This window comes from Pseudomonas sp. TJI-51, assembly GCF_000190455.2.
Taxonomy (GTDB): Bacteria; Pseudomonadota; Gammaproteobacteria; order Pseudomonadales; family Pseudomonadaceae; genus Aquipseudomonas; species Aquipseudomonas juntendi.
Genome location: NZ_AEWE02000103.1, coordinates 1 through 15,970 on the forward strand (window position 1 = coordinate 1; position 15,970 = coordinate 15,970).

The window sequence follows — 15,970 nt, forward strand, 5'->3', positions numbered from 1 at the left end:
CTGGCTTGCCGGCGATAGGGTCAGACCTGCCTACCTCAGGGCAGCTCGCGGCACCGGTAGAACGCTGTCAGCACCTTCACCAGGTGCGCCAGGTCATGGCTACCACACAGCTCGCGAATCGAGTGCATGGCAAAGGTCGGCAAACCGATATCCACGGTGCGCACACCCAGGTGGCTGGCCGTGATCGGCCCGATGGTCGAGCCACAGCCCATGTCGCTGCGTACCACGAAGCTCTGCACGGGCACTTCTTCGGCCATGCACAGGTGGCGGAAGAACCCAGCGGTTTCGCTGTTGGTGGCGTAACGCTGGTTGTTGTTCACCTTGATCACTGGCCCGGCGTTGAGTTTGGGCCCATGGTTGCCGTCGTGCTTGTCGGCATAGTTGGGGTGCACGCCGTGGGCGTTGTCGGCCGATACCATCAGCGAACGCTGGATGGTGCGCACGTAGGTGTCGCCGTCGGGCAGCAGGCGTTGCAGGGTCTGCTCCAGCATCGGGCCATCGGCGCCGCAGGCCGAGCAGCTACCGACCTCTTCATGGTCGGTGCACACCAGCACGCAGGTTTCGTCGCTGTCGGCGGCCAGCAGTGCCTGCAGACCGGCGTAGCACGACAGCAGGTTATCCAGGCGGGCCGCGGCGATGAAGTCGCCGTTCAGGCCGACCAGGGCGGCCTGCTGGGTGTCGTAGAAGCTCAGTTCGTAGTCCAGCACCACGTCGGCGATCAGCTCGTGTTCACGGGCCAGTTGCTCGGTGAGCAGGGCGCGGAAGTCGATGCGTTCGTCACCGGCCACCTGGGCCAGAATCGGCGGCAGTTCGTTCTGCGGGTTGATCGCCCAGCCCTCATTGGCGGTGCGGTTCAGGTGGATGGCCAGGTTGGGGATGATGGCAATGGGCAGTTTGAAGTCGATGAGTTGGCTTTCGACTTTGCCATCACGGCGGTAGGTGACCCGCCCGGCCAGCGACAGGTCGCGGTCGAACCACGGCGCCAGCAGGGCGCCGCCATACACTTCCACACCCAGTTGCAAAAAGCCTTGGCGCTGCAGCTCGGGCTGCGGCTTGACCCGCAGGCAAGGGCTGTCGGTATGCGCGCCGACCATGCGGATACCGTGGTGTAGCGGGGCTTGCTTGCCCAACTTGATGGCGATGATCGATGAATCGTTGCGGGTAACGTAGTAGCGCCCGCCCGGCACCGTGGCCCAGCTATCACGCTCGTCCAGGCGCTGGTAACCGGCTGCCTCCAGGCGTTGGGCCAGGCTGGCGGTGGCATGGAAGGGCGTGGGGGAGGCCTTGAGAAAGTCGATAAGGCCAGAATTCAGTGCATCGCGCATAACTCACTCCAATTCGAGCTTCAAGCTATAAGCTTCAAGCCATAAGCTACAAGCCATAAGCTACAAGTCGTAAGCTGCAAGCTTCAAGCAAAGGCAGTCCGCGGAGCAAGCTTCCACGCGATCTGTCTTTGCTTTTTCTTGCAGCTTGCAGCTTGCAGCTTGCAGCTTGCAGCTTGCAGCTTGCAGCTTGAAGCTTGAAGCTTGCAGCTTGCAGCTTGCAGCTTAAAAAGGTGCAGGGCACTCGAACTTCAGCCGTTGCCCGGAAACCGGGTGGGTGAAGCTCAGCATCGAGGCGTGCAGGCACAACCGCTCATGCGCCGCCAATGCCTGCGGGTTGGCATACAGGCGATCGCCCAGCAACGGGTGCCCGATCGACAGCATGTGCACGCGCAACTGGTGTGAACGCCCGGTGATCGGGGTCAGCTCCACCCGGCAGTGGTCGCCACAGCGCTCTACGATGCGCCAGAAGGTCAGGGCATGCTTGCCTTGCTCATGGTCGACCACGTGGCGGGGCTTGGTCGGCGGGTCGTAGCGCAGCGGCAGGTCGATGCTGCCGCTGTCCAGCGCCGGCTGCCCCCAGCACAACGCGGTGTAGGCTTTTTCGGTTTCACGGTCGTGGAACTGGCGCGACAGCTCGCGGTGGCTGTCGGCATCGCGGGCCAGCAGGATGATGCCCGACGTTTCCCAGTCCAGGCGGTGCACGATCAGGGCGTCGGGGTAGCCGTTTTGCTGCAGGCGGGTGATCAGGCAGTCCTTGTTGTCGTCGGCGCGGCCAGGCACCGACAGCAGCAGCGTCGGCTTGTTGATCACCAGGATGGCGGCGTCTTCGTGCAGGATCTGGATGTTCGACAGCGGCATTGCTCGGTCTCGGTTATATCAGGGGAAAACAGCGGGGCCGCTTTGCGGCCCTTTCGCGACACAAGGCCGCTCCCACAGGGGAGTGCATAACCCTTATGGGAGCGGCCTTGTGTCGCGAAAGGGCTGCAACGCAGCCCCGGCTTTTTTGCCGAATCAACGATCCGGCAAGGTAATGTTCAGCTCCAGAATGGAGCAGCTGCCCTGGTTCTCCAGCTCGATATGCACGTCGTCATTGCCGATGTTCACATACTTGCGGATCACTTCCAGCAGTTCTTTCTGCAGCTCCGGCAGGTAGTCCGGCTCGCTGCGCTGGCCGCGCTCGTGCGCCACGATGATCTGTAGACGCTCTTTCGCCACCGACGCACTGGTCTGTTTCTGTCTGCCACGAAAGAAGTCAAAAAGGTTCATGGTTTATTTGCTCCCGAAAATGCGCTCGAAGAATCCTTTCTTCTGTACATCGATGAAGCGCATTGGCTTCTCTTTGCCCAACAGGCGGTCGACTGCATCGCTGTAGGCCTGGCCAGCGTCGCTCTGGTCATCGAGGATGACCGGTATACCCTGGTTGGAAGCCTTGAGCACAGCCTGAGACTCCGGGATGACGCCTTTGAGTTTGATCGACAGGATTTCTTCGACGTCGGCCACGCTGAGCATTTCGCCCTTCACCACGCGCTCGGGATGGTAGCGGGTGATCAGCAGGTGCTCCTTGATCGGCTCTTCGCCGTTCTCGGAACGGCGCGATTTGCTCGACAGGATACCCAGCATGCGGTCCGAGTCACGTACCGACGACACTTCAGGGTTGGTCACGACAATCGCTTCGTCGGCGAAATACATCGCCAGGTGCGCGCCTTTCTCGATACCGGCCGGCGAGTCGCAGATCACGTACTCGAAGTCCTTTTTCAGGTCCATCAGTACCTTTTCCACGCCTTCCTGGGTCAGCGCGTCCTTGTCACGGGTCTGGCTGGCGGCCAGCACGTACAGGTTCTCGAGGCGCTTGTCCTTGATCAGGGCCTGCTGCAGGTTGGCTTCGCCGTTGACCACGTTGACGAAGTCGTACACCACGCGGCGTTCGCAGCCCATGATCAGGTCGAGGTTACGCAGGCCCACGTCGAAGTCGACGATGACGGTCTTGTGGCCGCGCAGTGCGAGGCCGGTACCAATGGCGGCGCTGGTGGTGGTCTTGCCCACACCCCCCTTGCCGGAAGTAACCACGAGAATCTTGGCCAAGGTGTTTCACCCCTAAAATAGTCGGGACACTTGTCCCTGCAAAAAACTGAAATAGCTTTAATAGCTCAAATAAAAGGCAACTGTAAAAAAAGTTGCACTAAAAATGCTGGCAAGTATCCGTTAAAGACGGGTGATGTTCAACACGTCACCAGACAGGCTGACTTGCACGCCGGTGCCCCACAGCGGGTCGCGGCGCAGGTCTTCGCAGACCTTGTACTGGCCAGCGATGGAGACCATTTCGGCGGTCATCTGCTGGCAGAAGATACGTGCCTTGGTATTGCCTTTGATGCCGGCCAGGGCGCGGCCGCGCATGGCGCCGTACACATGGATGTTGCCATCGGCCAGAAGTTCCGCACCTGGGCTGACCGAAGCCGTGACTATCAGATCGCCACCTTGGGCGTAGATCTGCTGGCCGCCGCGTACCGGCGAAGTGATGATACGGGTCGGGCGTACCTCCGGCTCCGGGGCTGGGGGCGGTACCGGGGCGGGTTCGGGTTTTTTCACCGCTTCGGGTTCGGGCTCCAGCGGCCGCTCACGGGCGCCGGACGGCGGCAGCACGGGCAGGTCGATGGCGATGGCGGCGGCGATGTCCTCGATGCGGCTGGCACGAATGGCCAGCGTACGCAGGCCATGGTGGCGGCAGATCCGCATCAAGCCGGGCAGGTCGATTGCCCCTTCATCGGCAGGCAGCTTGTCCAGCGCCAGCACCAGCGGCGTGTTACTGAAGAAGTTCGGCGCCTGGGCGACTTTGGCCGCCAGCTGGCGGTCCAGGGCTTCAAGGTCATTGCGCGCCAGTTCCAGTACGGTGATGGCAAGCATGCTGCCCTTGAGCTGGAACACGGAAGCGGTGTCGGGTGTGTGGTTTGGGCTCATGGTCTGCATAGACGGCTTGTTGCGGAAAAAGTGCCCTGACTTATAACGAGAACACCGGTTGCCCGCAACATGCGCTGATCCGTTGTAGAATGCGCAGCCTTTGTCTTTCCGGATGCTTCAATGGAACGCCCGCGTTTTCGTCGCTATTACCTTCACCCAAAGTTCTGGGGCCTGTGGCTGGGCCTGGGCCTGCTGTGGCTGGTAGTCCAGTTGCCGTACCGGGTGCTGTTGAAAATCGGTGCCGCGCTGGGCGCGGTGATGTACCACTTTGCCGGCGAGCGCCGGCGCATTGCTGCGCGCAACCTGGAGCTGTGCTTTCCGGAGCTGTCAGTCGACGAACGGCAGCGGTTGCTGAAGGCCAACTTCGCGTCCACCGGCATCGCCTTCTTCGAAATGGCCATGAGCTGGTGGTGGCCCAAGGCGCGGCTGGCACGCCTGGCCCATGTCGAGGGCCTGGAGCACCTGCAAGCCGCGCAGCAGGCGGGGCAGGGGGCCATCCTGATGGCGGTGCACTTTACCACCCTGGAAATCGGCGCGGCGCTGCTGGGCCAGCAGCACACCATCGACGGCATGTACCGCGAGCATGGTAACGCGCTGTTCGATTTCATCCAGCGCAGCGGCCGCGAGCGCCACAACCTCGATTCGCTGGCGGTGGAACGTGAGGATGTGCGTGGCATGCTCAAGCTGCTGCGTTCGGGCCGGGCGATCTGGTACGCGCCGGACCAGGACTACGGCACCAAGCAGAGCCTGTTCGTGCCGCTGTTCGGCATACCCGCCGCAACGGTCACGGCCACCACCAAGTTTGCCCGGCTGGGCAAGGCGCAGGTCATTCCGTTCACCCAGAAACGCCTGGACGATGGCAGCGGCTACCGGCTGGTGATCCACCCACCGCTGGCGGACTTCCCCGGGGAAAGCGAAGAGGCCGATTGCCTGCGCATCAACCAGTGGGTCGAAAGCGTGCTGCGCGAATGCCCCGAGCAGTACCTGTGGGCGCACCGCCGGTTCAAGTCGCGGCCCGAAGGGGCTGAGCGGCTGTATGACAAGAAAAAGCGTTGAACCCTGTGGCGTCGGGAAGCACGCCATGGCCCCACCTGCGGTAACCGGCCTTATCCTGTCTGGCGGTGGCGCCCGCGCCGCCTATCAGGTCGGCGTACTGGCCGGCATCGCCGAGCTGTTGCCGGCCAGCGCAGCCAACCCGTTCCCGGTGATCGTCGGCACTTCGGCAGGGGCCATCAACGCCGTGACCCTGGCCAGCGGTGCCGGCCAGTTCAACAGCGCTGTGCAACGGCTGACGCACTTCTGGCAGAACATTTCCAGCCACCTGGTGATCCGCAGTGACTGGCCTGGGGTGGTGCGCCAGGCCAGCCGGTTTGTCGGCCACAACCTGCTTGGGCTGGGCGGCCAGGCGCCCGTGGCGTTGCTCGACAGCCGGCCGCTGCGCACCTTGCTGGAGGCGCAGCTGAACCTGGATGGCATTGGCCAGGCCTTGGCCGCCGAGCAACTGCGCGCGGTAGCGGTAACCGCCTTCGGTTACGAGTCCGGCCAGGCGGTGACCTTCTACCAGGGCCGAGGCTCGATCGAGGCCTGGTTGCGCCACCGCCGCATCGGCGTGCCCACGCCGCTGGGCATCGACCACCTGCTGGCCAGTGCGGCGATTCCGCTGCTGTTCGCGCCGGTGCAGTTGGGTGGCGAGTATTACGGTGACGGTGCGGTGCGACAGTCCGCTCCGATAAGCCCGGCCCTGCACCTGGGCGCCAGCCGGGTGCTGGTGGTCGGCGTCAGCGGCAACCCGCAGCGGCCTGCGCCACCCTTGCCAACCCAGCGGGTGTTCAGGGGGCGGCAGCCGAGCCTGGCGCAGATCGGTGGGCACCTGCTCAACAGTACCTTCATTGACAGCCTGGAAGATGACATCGAACTGCTGCAGCGGCTCAACCACCTGGGCCGGCTGTTGCCAGCGCACCTGGACGCACGCCGCCTGGGCCTGGCACCGATCGATGTGCTGGTGGTTGCGCCCAGCCAGCCGCTGGATGAGATTGCCGCGCGTCACCGCCGCGACCTGCCGGCGGCGCTGCGCCTGTTCCTGCGCGGGCCGGGGGCAACCCGTACCAGTGGGGCGGGGGTGTTGAGCTATCTGCTGTTCGAAGCCGGTTATTGCAGTGAGCTGATCGAGTTGGGGCGCCGCGACGCCTTGGCCAAAAAGCGCGAGCTGTGCCAGTTTTTGGGTATCGGATAACGCCTGCGCCGGCCCTTTCGCGGCATTGCACCGCCGCCAAAGGGCCGGGCCGGGTTAGTCGGCTATCTGCAGCTTGCGCGACTGGGTATACACGTAGCGCACTTTTTCATACTCGAACGGCGAGTTGAGCTGGCCATAGCGGAATTTGGTGTTGTAGCGCTTGTCCACCACGCGCAAGGCGAAGATCTCAGGGTGGTCCTTGCTGGCGTCGGCCACGTTGAGGTAGTTGATGCTCTGCTCGCCGGCGTAGTCCACTGCCAGGCCGGTGGTATCGCGCAGGTTCGACGGGCCCAGCAGCGGCAGCATCAGGTACGGCCCTTCGGGTACCCCGTAGAAGCCCAGCGTCTGGCCAAAGTCTTCGCTCTGCCGTGGCAGGCCCATGCTGGTGGCCGGGTCCCACAGCCCGCCTACGCCAATGATGGTATTGAACATCAACCGCGCCGTGATCTCGGCCGAGCGTTTGGCCTTGAGCTGCAGCACGCTGTTGAACAGGTTCGGCACATCGCCCAGGTTATTGAAGAAGTTGCTGACCCCGGTGCGGACGAAGCTTGGCGTAACGTACTGGTAGCCGTTCACCAACGGCAGCAGCACCCACTGGTCGAGGCGGTAGTTGAAATGGTAGATGCGCCGGTTGACCGACTCCAGCGGGTCGTACACGTTCAGCGCCTCCAACGTGGAGCGCTCGAACTCGCGCTGGTCCAGGCCGGGGTTGAATTTCAGCTCGCGCAGCGGGTCGAGAAAACCGTCGGACTCGGGCACCAGTGGCGCTGTGCCAACCACCTGCGGGTCGGCCTCGACCACGCTGGCCCGCGGTGCGGTTTCGGCGGCCAGGGTGTGGCCGGCGGCTAGCAGGGCAGTGGCGAAGAGGAGTTTGTTAACCACGGAAGAACTCCAGCATGGCGTCGCTGTTGACGCGGTAGTTGAGGTTGCCGCAATGGCCGCCATGGGGGTAGAGGGTCAGCCGGTCACCAAAGACCTTGCGCAGGAAGCCGATGTCGCCCGGGCCGAGGATGACGTCGTCGGCGTTGTGCATCACCGCGATCTTGTCGCTGCTGTGCAGGTAGTCTGCCAGCGCGTACAGGCTGACCTGGTTGATCAGTTGCAGGATGCTGTTGCCGTCGGTGCGTGCACGCCACATGGGGATTACCTGCTCGGTCATGTAGCAGTCGAAGTCACACTGCAGGGCACGTTTGAAGAACGGCGTGAGGCTGCTGCCTTCGGTGATCGGGTACTTCGGCGGAATGATCAGGCCGCGACGGTTGATCAGGTCGGAGGTAAAGGCAATGTCGGCCGCCGAGAAGCGGAACGAGGTGCCGATCAACATGGCCATCTGTTCGTTGGACAAATGTTGTTTCGACTGCTGGAAGTCGTACAACAGGGCATCGTTGAGGTCGATGTAACCCTTGTCCTGGAAGTAGCGGGTGAGCTTTTGCAGCATCAACTCGTAGAAGGTGGTGCTGCGGTCGATGCCCTTGACCTGGGTTTGCACCAGCTTGTCGAGGTTGTTGATCGAGGTGTACAGGTTAACCGGTGGGTTGAGCAGCAATACGCGCTTGAAGTTGAAGCTGCGGCGGGTTTCGTCCAGGTGGCTGACGAACGCCGCGTCGAGGGCCCCCAGGCTGTAGCCGGTCAGGTAGAACTCGCTGACCGGCAGGCGCGGGTGCTGGGCCCGCACGGCCTGCATGACCCGGTACAGGTCTTCGGCGTCTTCCTGGGTGATGCCGGGGGTGGCAAAGCGCGAGGCGGCGCTTATGAAGTCGTAGCTGGTAGGCGACGACAGCTGCACTACGTGAAAACCGGCCTGATAGAACAGCTTTTTCAGGTATTCGTTGATGGTGCTGCTGTAGGCGGCCCCGGTGCCGGCGATGATGAAGATCAGCGGCGCCGCGTGGTCCTGGCGGGCCAGGCGGTACTTGAGCTTTTTTACCGCCCAGAAGTTGTCGGGCAGGATGAACTCGCGCTCCGGGCGCAGGTTCAGGCTGTAGTCGGATTGGTTGATGTCTTCATCGCTGGGCAGGGTCGGGCGCTGCTCCGGCGGTGTGGTGGCGATGGTGGCCTCGAACGGGTTGGTCAAGGGGTAGCCATAGCTGGCGGCGTCGATATCGCGCGCTGAAGCGGCCACAGCCATGAGCAGGCCACCGAGCAAGGCAGCGAGGCGCAAAGTACGAAGCATGTAATCCCCCAAAAGAACGCAAGGTAAAGCGTATGCAGGCTAGGACCACTGCGGGCTGAACAAAGTTGCCTGGCGTAGTGGCCTTTGGTGTTCTTGTTATCTGCAACATAGCTGCAGGCCGACAATTTTGCCTTATCACGGGCGATGGGTGATCATCGTTTTCTTCGATAGTGACTGTAGGGTAAACAGGATGTCTCGTGCCTTGACGGCAGCCATGGTCATGCTGTTCATCGGGCTGTGGCTCGCAGCCAGTTATGCGGTGCGTTACGGGCTGATGGAAGACGGCCAGTGGGTCGGCCTGTGCACGTTACCGGCGGCGTACTGGCAGTGCGAGGTCCGGTCGTTGCTGGGGTTGGGCATTCACCACCAGGTGCTGGCCTGGGGCGGGTTGGGCCTGGCCCTGTTGGCGCAGGTGGTCGCCGGCCGTGCAGGCTGGTGGCTGGCCTTCCTGGCCCTGGTGTTCGCGGTGCCGGCGCTGGTGCTGTATACCGCCAGCATTGCGGTGTTTGCGCTAGTGCTGGCGGGCTTGCGGTTGGTCCGCTCGCAGCAGCGGGCCTGACCAGGCCAACCGCCGCATCAAAGGTGCGCCGCGGCCGCCATCACACCGCGCGCAGCCGCAAGCTGCGCCACAGCGCCACTGTCATTACCACGCTCACCACCGCCCACCCCCAGGCCTGGCGGTTCTGCAGCCCTTCAACAAACAGCTGTGGCGCCACCCCGGCGCCCACGATAAACGCCAGCAATGCCACCTCCGCCCGCGGCGCGCGCACCGGCCACAGCGCGTACACCAGCGCCGGCAACGCCAGCGCTGCAGTGGGGAAGCTGCGGTAGCGCGGGTCGAACACCAGCGCCAGCATGCTCACCGCCGCAGCGAAGCCTGCTGCCAGCAACAGCCAGCCGGCGCGCGCCTGCAACCCGGCGAACAGCCGCTCGCGCCAACCGGCGCGCTGCGCCTGGGCCAACACGGCATGGGCCAGCACCAACAGGTTCAGTGCGACCAGCGCCAGCGCCCACACCCATTCCCCGGCGAAGCGCGCATGGGTACGCACCAGCTCGCCCCACAAGCCCAGGCAACCCGCCCCCAGCGCTGCCAGCAGCGGTAACAGCAACGCCGCCCGCAGGGTGGCGGGGCGCCCGGCCAGCACCAGCATGACCAGCATCAGCCCGGCGCTGCCCAGCAACCACTGCGGCCAGTAGTGCAGGTTGCTCACCGGCCCTTCCAGCACACCCTTGTCCTGCCGGTCGGCATCGTACAACCCCCAGTACCCGCCCACCGCACCTTCGTTGGCACGCTTCCACGGCTGGTCGAAGGCCTCGATCAGGTTGTAGTGCCAGCCATTGGCCTCTGCCATGCTCACAAAACCACGAATGAAGCGCGCTTCATTGACCCGGCTGGGCACTGCCGTCTCGCGCTGGCGGCCTTCGCTGGGCCAGCCGGTTTCACCAATCAGGACGTCCTTGGGCGCAAAGCGCGTACCGAACACCCGGCGTACATCGGCGACATGGGCCAAGGCCTGGTCGATGCCCTGGGGGTCGTCCTCCCAGTAGGGCAACAGGTGAATGGTGAGGAAGTCCACCGCCGGTGCCACCTGCGGGTGCTGCAACCAGAACTCCCAGACATCGGCGTAGGTCACCGGCACGTGCACCTGGCTTTTCACCCGGGCGATCAGCGTGGCCAGGTGTGCACCGGTCACCTCCTTGCGCAGCAGGGTTTCGTTGCCGACGATCACTGCGCTGACCACGTCGGGGTTGGCATTGGCGGCGGCGATCAGCAGGTTGATTTCCCGCTCGGTGTCGGCGGCGTGCGCATTGACCCAGGCCCCCAGCATCACCTTCAGGCCGTGCTTGCGCGCCAGCGCCGGTATTGCTTCAAGACCGGTCATGGAATAGGTGCGAATGCACTGAAAGCGTTCGGCCAACAAGGCCAGGTCGGCATCCATGCGCTGCGGGCGCAGCCGAAACGGTTGGTCGTAGGGCGACTGGTCCTTGTCGAACGGTGTGTACGAGGCACATTGCAGCTTGTGTGCAGGGCTCGCGGCATCGGGCAGTTGCAGCGGCTTGCCAAGCCCGTACCAGAGCGCTCCCAGCCCCAGCAGGGCGAACAGGAAGGCAAGCAGGTACAACGGCAGCAGCGCGCGGGCAGAACGGGGCATCAGGCGGTCCATCGTCAGGCACAAAGGGATAGATAGTAGCCCGGCGCCAAAGCTTTGGCATGCAAGGATCGCGCAGGTCGTGGTGGGCATATGGCGCTAATGGCACAGTGCTGTCGCATATGGGGCAGGTACAGGTCGCAGCTGGATCAGGTCGCCCGGGGTTGCAGGCAGATGATGGAATCTCCAAGACCTGACGAGGGGATGCTTTGATGGCGACTTTGAAAAAAATGCGACGTTTCCTGGGCGTGGGCACTGCCCTGGTACTGGGATTGAGCGCAGCACAGGCAATGGCCAAGGAAGTGAGCATTGGCTACGTGGACGGCTGGGCCGACAGCGTGGCAACCACCAACGTGGCGGCCGAAGTAATCAAGCAGAAGCTCGGCTACGATGTGAAGTTGCAGGCCGTTGCCACCGGGATCATGTGGCAGGGTGTGGCGACCGGCAAGCTCGATGCCATGTTGTCGGCCTGGTTGCCGGTGACCCATGGCGAGTACTGGGCCAAGAACAAGGATAACGTGGTCGACTACGGCGCCAACTTCAAAGATGCCAAGATCGGCTTGATCGTGCCTGAGTACGTCAAGGCCACCAGCATCGCCGACCTCAAGACCGACAACAGCTTCAAGCAGAAGATCGTCGGCATCGATGCAGGCTCGGGCGTGATGATCAAGACCGAACAGGCCATCAAGGACTACGACCTGACCGGCTACAAGCTGCAAGCCAGCTCGGGCGCCGCGATGACCGCCGAACTGGGCCGCGCCTACGCCAAGCAGCAGTCGATTGCAGTGACCGGCTGGGTGCCGCACTGGATGTTCGCCAAGTGGAAGCTGAAGTTCCTCGAAGACCCGAAAGGCGTTTATGGCGCGTCGGAAACCGTAAACAGCATCGGCAGCAAAGAACTGGCGACCAAGGCACCGGAAGTGGCCGAGTTCCTGAAGAAATTCAGCTGGCAGTCCAAAGACGAGATTGGCGAAGTGATGCTGGCCATCCAGGAAGGCGCCAAGCCTGAAGCGGCGGCCAAGGATTGGGTGGCCAAGCACCCGGACCGCGTGAAGGAATGGACTGGCAAGTAACGACCTGAAGGGCCGGTTTTGTTGCTTCGCGGGTAAACCCGCTGCCGCAGGGCAGCGGGTTTTCTCGCGAATGGGCCGGCACTTTGTTACGCAAACGGTAAAACACCGTTGCATCTAAGACTAAGGTCGTCTGGTTGGCGTCCATCGGCAGCATAAAGTAAGGGTGTGGGTGTTTCCCTACTTGTGCTGCTAGGACAAAAACAATGAACGACAGCATTTACCTCTCGATACAAAACAGCCCTCGCTTCAAGGAGCTGGTCAGCAAACGCGAACGGTTCGCCTGGATCCTCTCGGCGATCATGCTCGGCTTGTACTGCGCTTTCATCCTCCTCATTGCCTACGGTCCTCACATACTGGGCGCAAAGCTCAGCCCTGAGTCGTCGATCACCTGGGGTATCCCCATTGGCGTCGGCCTGATCGTCTCGGCATTCGTCCTTACCGCCATCTACGTGCGCCGCGCCAACGGCGAGTTCGATGAGCTGAACAAGGCCATCCTGAAGGAGGCGCAACAATGATTCGCCACGCCAAAGCCCTGGCCATACTGGCCTGCGGAGCCTTCGCACCCGCCGTGTGGGCCGCCGATGCCCTGACCGGCGAGGTGCAGAAGCAACCGCTGAACGTCTCTGCCATCGCCATGTTCGTAGCGTTCGTCGCTTTCACCCTGGGCATTACCTACTGGGCCTCCAAGCGCAACAAGTCGGCGTCCGACTACTACGCCGCCGGCGGCAAGATCACCGGTTTCCAGAATGGCCTGGCGATTGCCGGCGACTACATGTCGGCAGCCTCGTTCCTGGGCATTTCCGCACTGGTGTTCACCTCTGGCTACGATGGCCTGATCTACTCGATCGGCTTCTTGGTCGGCTGGCCGATCATTCTCTTCCTGATTGCCGAACGCCTGCGCAACCTGGGCAAGTACACCTTCGCCGACGTGGCGTCGTACCGCCTCGGGCAAAAGGAAATCCGCACCTTGTCGGCTTCCGGCTCGCTGGTGGTGGTGGCGTTCTACCTGATCGCGCAGATGGTCGGTGCCGGCAAGCTGATCGAGCTGCTGTTCGGCCTGGACTACCATGTGGCGGTGATCCTGGTGGGTATCCTGATGTGCCTGTACGTGCTGTTCGGCGGCATGCTCGCCACCACCTGGGTACAGATCATCAAGGCCGTGCTGTTGCTGTCCGGTGCCAGCTTCATGGCGCTGATGGTGATGAAACACGTGGGCTTCGACTTCAACACGCTGTTCTCCGAAGCGATCAAGGTGCACGCCAAGGGCGAGGCCATCATGAGCCCGGGCGGCCTGGTCAAAGACCCGATCTCGGCGTTCTCGCTGGGCCTGGCGCTGATGTTCGGTACGGCAGGCCTGCCGCACATCCTGATGCGCTTCTTCACCGTCAGTGACGCCAAGGAAGCCCGCAAGAGCGTGCTGTACGCCACCGGCTTCATCGGCTACTTCTACATCCTCACCTTCATCATCGGCTTTGGCGCCATCCTGCTGGTCAGCACAAACCCTGACTTCAAGGACGCCGCCGGCGCGCTGCTGGGCGGCAACAACATGGCCGCGGTGCACCTGGCCAATGCCGTGGGTGGCAGCGTATTCCTCGGCTTCATCTCGGCAGTGGCGTTCGCCACCATCCTGGCGGTGGTCGCCGGCCTGACCCTGGCGGGTGCCTCGGCAGTGTCCCACGACCTGTACGCCAGCGTGTGGCGCAAGGGCAAGGCCAACGACAAGGACGAGATCCGCGTGTCGAAGATCACCACCGTCGCCCTCGGCGTACTGGCGATCGGCCTGGGCATCCTGTTCGAGAAGCAGAACATCGCCTTCATGGTCGGCCTGGCGTTCTCCATCGCCGCCAGCTGCAACTTCCCGGTCCTGCTGCTTTCGATGTACTGGAAAAAGCTGACCACCCGTGGCGCCATGATCGGCGGCTGGCTGGGCCTGGTCAGCGCAGTGACGCTGATGATCCTTGGCCCGACCATCTGGGTGCAGATCCTGGGCCATGAAAAGCCGATCTACCCCTACGAGTACCCGGCGCTGTTCTCGATGGCCATTGCCTTCGTCAGCATCTGGTTCTTCTCGGTCACCGACAAGTCCAAGGCCGCAGAAAACGAACGCGCGCTGTTCTTCCCGCAGTTCGTCCGTTCGCAGACTGGCCTGGGGGCTTCAGGCGCTGTGTCGCACTGAGCCCGCCCGCCCATAAAAAAACCGCGCCGAAGCGCGGTTTTTTTTTTGCCTAGCGTGGCGCGTCTAGATCCTGCCCAGCAGTAACAACACCAGCAGGACCACCAGTACCACGCCGACGATGCCGGACGGGCCGTAGCCCCAGCTGCGCGAGTGTGGGAAGACCGGTAAGCCACCAATCAACAGAAGAATCAGGATGATGATGAGGATCGTGGTCATGTACGTGTCCTTGCGTGGTTAGGGGTCAAGGGCCTCGGGTTGCCGGCCTCTTGTAAGTTCGGACTGGTGGGCAATGTGAAAGATTCCATTTTGTGCCGGTTCATGCCCCCACATTCACTACCCTGATGAACCCTGCCGTTGGCCAGGCCCTTGTTTAGACTCGTTTCATACCTCAACGAGACAGGGCCAGCCACCATGCACAACCGCATCATGATTACCGGAGCCGGCTCAGGCCTCGGGCGCGAAATTGCCCTGCGTTGGGCACGTGAGGGGTGGCGCCTGGCGCTGGCCGATGTCAACGAAAGCGGCCTGCGCGAAACGCTGGACCTGGCCCGTGCGGCCGGCGGTGAGGGTTTCGTCCAGCGCTGCGACGTGCGCGACTACAGCCAGCTCACAGCCCTGGCCCAGGCCTGTACCGAGCAGTTAGGTGGCATCGACGTGGTGGTCAACAACGCCGGGGTTGCCTCGGGCGGTTTTTTTGCCGAGCTGTCGCTGGAAGACTGGGATTGGCAGATCGCCGTCAACCTGATGGGCGTGGTGAAGGGCTGCAAGGCCTTCCTGCCCCTGCTGGAGCGCAGCAAGGGGCGCATCATCAACGTCGCGTCGATGGCCGCCCTGATGCAGGGGCCGGGCATGAGCAACTACAACGTCGCCAAGGCCGGCGTGCTGGCGCTGTCGGAGAGCCTGCTGGTGGAATTGCGCCAGGTGGAGGTGGCGGTGCATGTGGTGTGCCCGTCGTTCTTCCAGACCAATCTGCTGGACTCGTTCCGCGGCCCGAACCCGGCCATGAAGGCGCAGGTCGGCAAGTTGCTGGAAGGGTCGCCGATCAATGCGGCGGACATTGCCGACTACATCCACCGGCAGGTCGCTGCTGGCGAGTTCCTGATTATGCCGCATGAGGCCGGGCGGCAGGCTTGGGAATTGAAGCGGCAAGCCCCCGAGCGGCTCTACCAGGAAATGGCCGAAATGGCCGTGAAAATGCGTGCCAAAGCTGTTTCGCGATGAAATATCTGTAGGGCGAATTACCAGTAGATGTAGGGCGCTTCTGAATCGCTGCGGAGCTATTGAGTAGCCTGATCCTGACGATGCAGTCTCCGGTTTTACCTTGTGCAGGAGGACCGGAACATGCTGGTGATAGGGCGCGAAGTGGGCGAGGTCATCATGATCGGTGAGAACATCCGCCTCGTGGTGGTCGAAACCCGTGACGGGGTGGTGCGCTTTGGCGTGGACGCCCCACGGGAAGTGCCGGTGCACCGGTCCGAGGTGTACAAGCGCATCAAGGAAGCCAAGAAAGCCGAGGCCGGCTAGTCGAGCAGTTCCCGCGGCACGTCATGCTTGGCCAGCAACTGGCACTGCTGGCTTTCGGGGTCGAACAGGATGAAGGCCTGGCCCTTGGCCAATGCCTGGCGTACCCGCAGTACCCGTGTTTCCAGCGGGGTATCGTCACCATTGTCGGTACCGTCGCGGGTGACGAAGTCTTCGATCAGGCGGGTCAGTGTTTCGGCTTGCAGTTGCTCGTAAGGGATCAGCATGGGGCGGTGTCTCGGGTTACGGTGGGGGCATGCTACGCGAAACATTGGGGCTTTTGGGGCCGCGTTGCGGCCCATCGCGACACAAGGGCGCACCTCAACGACCGTGCAATTTTTGAGCTGTGGGAGATTCTATGGTT

At 62.8% G+C, this 15,970-nt stretch carries 18 protein-coding genes; 8 read left to right on the plus strand and 10 right to left on the minus strand.

Annotation, left to right across the window (positions count from 1 at the left end; genetic code table 11):
- Window positions 1–35: 35 nt before the first annotated feature.
- From G1E_RS20625 to minC, 5 genes are all read right to left on the minus strand, one after another.
- Window positions 36–1,325: a M18 family aminopeptidase gene (locus G1E_RS20625; RefSeq protein WP_009682847.1), complete on the minus strand. Its 1,290-nt coding sequence runs from the start codon at window positions 1,323–1,325 to the stop codon at window positions 36–38.
- Between the two features lie 222 nt (window positions 1,326–1,547).
- Window positions 1,548–2,183 (minus strand): RluA family pseudouridine synthase, encoded by a 636-nt coding sequence (locus G1E_RS20630; RefSeq protein WP_009682848.1) that lies wholly within the window; start codon window positions 2,181–2,183, stop codon window positions 1,548–1,550.
- 153 nt (window positions 2,184–2,336) lie between these two features.
- Complete coding sequence (gene minE / locus G1E_RS20635; protein ID WP_009682849.1) at window positions 2,337–2,591, minus strand: cell division topological specificity factor MinE; 255 nt, start codon at window positions 2,589–2,591, stop codon at window positions 2,337–2,339.
- A gap of 3 nt (window positions 2,592–2,594) precedes the next feature.
- Window positions 2,595–3,407 (minus strand): septum site-determining protein MinD, encoded by an 813-nt coding sequence (gene minD, locus G1E_RS20640; RefSeq protein WP_003252574.1) that lies wholly within the window; start codon window positions 3,405–3,407, stop codon window positions 2,595–2,597.
- 120 nt (window positions 3,408–3,527) lie between these two features.
- Window positions 3,528–4,289 (minus strand): septum site-determining protein MinC, encoded by a 762-nt coding sequence (minC, locus tag G1E_RS20645; RefSeq protein WP_009682850.1) that lies wholly within the window; start codon window positions 4,287–4,289, stop codon window positions 3,528–3,530.
- Between the two features lie 111 nt (window positions 4,290–4,400).
- On the opposite strand from minC, the gene G1E_RS20650 reads away from it, so the two are divergent.
- Both G1E_RS20650 and G1E_RS20655 read left to right on the plus strand, forming a co-directional pair.
- Window positions 4,401–5,336 carry a lipid A biosynthesis lauroyl acyltransferase gene (locus tag G1E_RS20650; RefSeq protein WP_009682851.1) on the plus strand — a complete coding sequence of 312 codons (936 nt, stop codon included), beginning with the start codon at window positions 4,401–4,403 and terminating at the stop codon, window positions 5,334–5,336.
- Window positions 5,337–5,361: 25 nt separating this feature from the next.
- The gene (locus tag G1E_RS20655) at window positions 5,362–6,513 is read left to right on the plus strand and encodes a patatin-like phospholipase family protein (protein WP_047150069.1); all 1,152 of its coding nucleotides are present in this window, start codon (window positions 5,362–5,364) and stop codon (window positions 6,511–6,513) included.
- Window positions 6,514–6,567: 54 nt separating this feature from the next.
- Here G1E_RS20655 and G1E_RS20660 read toward each other — a convergent pair whose 3' ends face one another.
- A complete protein-coding gene (locus G1E_RS20660; RefSeq protein ID WP_009682854.1) occupies window positions 6,568–7,395 on the minus strand; it encodes a VacJ family lipoprotein in 828 nt (275 codons plus the stop codon).
- Entirely contained in the window at window positions 7,388–8,686 is a 1,299-nt protein-coding gene (locus tag G1E_RS20665) for a serine protein kinase PrkA (protein WP_009682855.1), read from the minus strand. The genes G1E_RS20660 and G1E_RS20665 overlap by 8 nt, the downstream gene beginning before the upstream one ends.
- A 190-nt stretch (window positions 8,687–8,876) precedes the next feature.
- Between G1E_RS20665 and G1E_RS20670 the strand changes: the two genes are divergently transcribed.
- A complete protein-coding gene (locus tag G1E_RS20670) occupies window positions 8,877–9,245 on the plus strand; it encodes a hypothetical protein (RefSeq protein ID WP_033690406.1) in 369 nt (122 codons plus the stop codon).
- Window positions 9,246–9,285: 40 nt separating this feature from the next.
- Here G1E_RS20670 and G1E_RS20675 read toward each other — a convergent pair whose 3' ends face one another.
- Window positions 9,286–10,851, minus strand: a complete 1,566-nt coding sequence (locus tag G1E_RS20675; protein WP_009682857.1) for a beta-1,6-glucan synthase — start codon at window positions 10,849–10,851, stop codon at window positions 9,286–9,288.
- A 197-nt stretch (window positions 10,852–11,048) separates the two neighbouring features.
- On the opposite strand from G1E_RS20675, the gene G1E_RS20680 reads away from it, so the two are divergent.
- The 3 genes from G1E_RS20680 to G1E_RS20690 all read left to right on the plus strand — a co-directional run bounded on the left by G1E_RS20680 (window position 11,049) and on the right by G1E_RS20690 (window position 14,085).
- Entirely contained in the window at window positions 11,049–11,909 is an 861-nt protein-coding gene (locus G1E_RS20680) for a glycine betaine ABC transporter substrate-binding protein (RefSeq protein WP_009682858.1), read from the plus strand.
- Between the two features lie 203 nt (window positions 11,910–12,112).
- On the plus strand, window positions 12,113–12,424 hold the full coding sequence (locus tag G1E_RS20685; RefSeq protein WP_009682859.1) for a DUF485 domain-containing protein: 312 nt from the start codon (window positions 12,113–12,115) through the stop codon (window positions 12,422–12,424).
- The gene (locus tag G1E_RS20690; RefSeq protein WP_009682860.1) at window positions 12,421–14,085 is read left to right on the plus strand and encodes a cation acetate symporter; all 1,665 of its coding nucleotides are present in this window, start codon (window positions 12,421–12,423) and stop codon (window positions 14,083–14,085) included. The genes G1E_RS20685 and G1E_RS20690 overlap by 4 nt, the downstream gene beginning before the upstream one ends.
- 63 nt (window positions 14,086–14,148) lie before the next feature.
- Here the strand turns inward: G1E_RS20690 and G1E_RS27855 are convergent, their stop codons facing one another.
- Window positions 14,149–14,301, minus strand: a complete 153-nt coding sequence (locus G1E_RS27855) for a DUF3309 family protein (RefSeq protein WP_009682861.1) — start codon at window positions 14,299–14,301, stop codon at window positions 14,149–14,151.
- Window positions 14,302–14,496: 195 nt separating this feature from the next.
- Here G1E_RS27855 and G1E_RS20700 point away from each other — a divergent pair, with 195 nt between their 5' ends.
- The gene (locus tag G1E_RS20700) at window positions 14,497–15,306 is read left to right on the plus strand and encodes an SDR family oxidoreductase (protein ID WP_009682862.1); all 810 of its coding nucleotides are present in this window, start codon (window positions 14,497–14,499) and stop codon (window positions 15,304–15,306) included.
- A 120-nt stretch (window positions 15,307–15,426) separates the two neighbouring features.
- Window positions 15,427–15,609, plus strand: coding sequence for a carbon storage regulator CsrA (gene csrA / locus G1E_RS20705; RefSeq protein ID WP_009682863.1), 183 nt, complete (start codon window positions 15,427–15,429; stop codon window positions 15,607–15,609).
- Here csrA and G1E_RS20710 read toward each other — a convergent pair.
- Window positions 15,606–15,833 (minus strand): YheU family protein, encoded by a 228-nt coding sequence (locus G1E_RS20710; protein ID WP_009682864.1) that lies wholly within the window; start codon window positions 15,831–15,833, stop codon window positions 15,606–15,608. The two genes, csrA and G1E_RS20710, sit on opposite strands and share 4 nt — an antisense overlap.
- Between the last annotated feature and the right edge of the window lie 137 nt (window positions 15,834–15,970).